A 2465-nucleotide genomic window follows, 5' to 3' on the forward strand; every position below is an offset into this window, starting at 1 on the left:
AGTTGCAGGCCATTCTCGCCAAGGGAGACGCTTCTGGGATTTGATGATACAAGCTGCAAGATCTATGAAGCTTGAAGGGCGAGCGGACGCTTTTATTGTTCAATGGGCCGTCGTGGCGAATGTTAAAAAAATTGACTGAAGTCGGCCAGAAGCTGCCGCCCGATGTATGTAGACTGCTCAGTTGAAAACAATTAGGTTTTAAGAATGTTTCGTCAAATTTTCCTCGTTCTTTCACTTATAGCATTCCCCGCAGTGGCCTGTGAATTCACACCACAACAGCTCCAAACAGAAGCATTGGCTTTCCTGCAGAAGGAATACCCAACTCGTCCGTTCACCCGCAGCCAGAATCTGGACATCGTTTTGATGGGGAAAGTCGAATTTGGCCTGCAAAACCTTCGTTCTCGAATCTGCCTGGCTGCCCCGCCTTTGAACATGACAGCGCGAGAGGCAGTAATGCGTGAGCACTTTGCTTCAATGATGTTGCAGGCAAAAGAGAGAGAGTCGAAGTTGCCTCATTCTTGGAGGGAGGCTGAAGGCATCGTTTCTTTACAGTTTATGCCCGCAGATTATCTTCGTCCATTTGCCGGTAAGCGCGTCCTCGTTACCCGGCCCTTCATAAAGGACGTCCATTTGGCTGTCGTAGTGATTCAGAAGGATGGTTACAGCTACGTGAGGGAAGAGGATCGGGTGCGGTGGAAAATTGATGAAAAAACTCTTTTCGATACGGCTCTTAAGAATTTAGATCTTAGGAACAAAGACGCTAAGCTACAGGGCAGTGGGGACCCAGATCGCTTCCTGGCGTTAGAAGAGAAGGACGGGTACGACGCCGTACGCCTTCTGGTTCCGTGGGTTCGACATGAGGCGGCGAAATTTCTTGGAGAGCCATTTCTAGCAATAATCCCGAATCGTGATTTTCTGGTCAATTGGAGCACAAAAAACAGTGCTGGATTCCAGAGCTTTGCCAGAACCAGAGCTACAGATGACTTCAAGACTCAACCCTATCCGCTTGCGTCGCAGGTACTACGAGTTTGGGCAGACGGTCGCATGGAATTGGTGCCATGAGGGCTGGCCTCAATCGGCCAACTGCGAGATTTGGTAGTTGAACAATTGGGAAGAACTAATGATTTTTAACGCGGCTAGAAAAGTTGCTGATTGTTGGGTGTCAGCGGCCACGGACGATCAAGCGGCACTGGACATAGAAAGGGTCGTTGCGCTGCCCTATGGTTGGGTCTTTTTCTACAACGCGCCGGAATTTATTGCTGACCGCACAAAGATTGAATGTTCATTTGTCGGCAATGTACCGATCCTGATTGAGCGAATAAACGGGGAGTTGCGAGTGCTTGGGCCTCGCTACGAAGAACGTCTCCGAGAACTCGAATCGGAGCTGCCAGCGGCATGGCTCAGTATGACGCCTGAGCTTCCTAGCTTGTAGCGGCAGAGCTGCTGTCTAATAGCGGCCACAAGCCGACGTTGCGTAAGAACGGAATTCCAACCCAATTTTTATGGATGTACTACTTTTTTGATGCAGGATAAAACGGCACAATTCAAGAACACAGGCATTGCAATTGCAACGTTCGTGGGAGGCAGTTTTGCCACTGCTTACCTGGTGCGCAGGAACATGCTCGATGCAGGTCGTGCCGAGGAGGCACGTGAGGCGGCAGTTATATTTGGAAGTATCGGCGCCGCGTTCGTAGTAGTTGCGTCGCGCACTCCACCTGACTTGATCTCTTCCCTGTTGGGTATTGGGATTCCTCAATTCTTGCTTGTATTGGCTGTGCTGAGGCTTACGCGATATGGTGACTTTTCAGGTGGGGCATCGATCGGCGCCGAACTGCGTTCAAACTGGCATGCGTTCGGCATTGGATTTGCGGTAAACCTTTTGTTGAAAGGCCTGTTCTATTGCACGGGAATGCTTTGGGCCTAGTGTGCCGACATCTGCGCTTTCTGCCAAAACCAGCCGTTGGGTTTTTTACGTGGAACGGATCGGTGTGACTTATATGGACATAGAATGGCTACCCGAACCGACGTTAAGCTGTGCGCTCTCTGTAAGCAGCCGAGCCAGTTGTGTCGCTCTCACATAATTCCAGAGTTTCTTTACGAGCCTTTGTATGACGAAAAGCATCGCTTAGAGCTACTGTCAATTCTCGCGCACAAGGGGGACTGGCATGAACAAAAAGGACTCCGCGAAAAATTACTTTGTTTCGGTTGTGAGCAGAAAATTTCGGTTTGGGAAACCTACGGACGTGCGGCACTAAAGGGTGGGGTTCAGTTTGAGGCTATACCGGATGGGAATCTAGTTCGAGTAAAAGGGCTGGATGAATCGCCACGAGTCTGCTAGACACCCGCGAGCCGTTCAAAATGCCTTCGCTCAAACTCTGCTGGCGAAAGCCTGTCATTAAATCCGTGACGGCGTTTCGGATTGTAGAACATCTCGATGTAGTCGAAGATGTCCTGCCTGGCGTCGT

General features: G+C 50.2%; 4 protein-coding genes. 3 read left to right on the top strand and 1 reads right to left on the bottom strand.

All coding sequences use genetic code 11. The features are described from left to right. Window positions 1–204: 204 nt before the first annotated feature. The 3 genes from AB4Z19_RS30390 to AB4Z19_RS30400 all read left to right on the top strand — a co-directional run bounded on the left by AB4Z19_RS30390 (window position 205) and on the right by AB4Z19_RS30400 (window position 1924). Entirely contained in the window at window positions 205–1062 is an 858-nt protein-coding gene (locus AB4Z19_RS30390) for a hypothetical protein (RefSeq protein ID WP_442027433.1), read from the top strand. 58 nt (window positions 1063–1120) lie between these two features. Further along, window positions 1121–1432, top strand: coding sequence for a hypothetical protein (locus tag AB4Z19_RS30395; RefSeq protein WP_442027431.1), 312 nt, complete (start codon window positions 1121–1123; stop codon window positions 1430–1432). 90 nt (window positions 1433–1522) lie between these two features. After that, the gene (locus AB4Z19_RS30400; protein WP_442037127.1) at window positions 1523–1924 is read left to right on the top strand and encodes a hypothetical protein; all 402 of its coding nucleotides are present in this window, start codon (window positions 1523–1525) and stop codon (window positions 1922–1924) included. Between the two features lie 410 nt (window positions 1925–2334). Here AB4Z19_RS30400 and AB4Z19_RS30405 read toward each other — a convergent pair. Beyond that, a partial coding sequence (locus AB4Z19_RS30405) for an IS3 family transposase (protein ID WP_442037129.1) occupies window positions 2335–2465 on the bottom strand: 131 nt, incomplete at its 5' end.

It is taken from the genome of Pseudoduganella sp. RAF19 (genome assembly GCF_052114165.1).
Classification (GTDB): Bacteria; Pseudomonadota; Gammaproteobacteria; order Burkholderiales; family Burkholderiaceae_D; genus Rugamonas.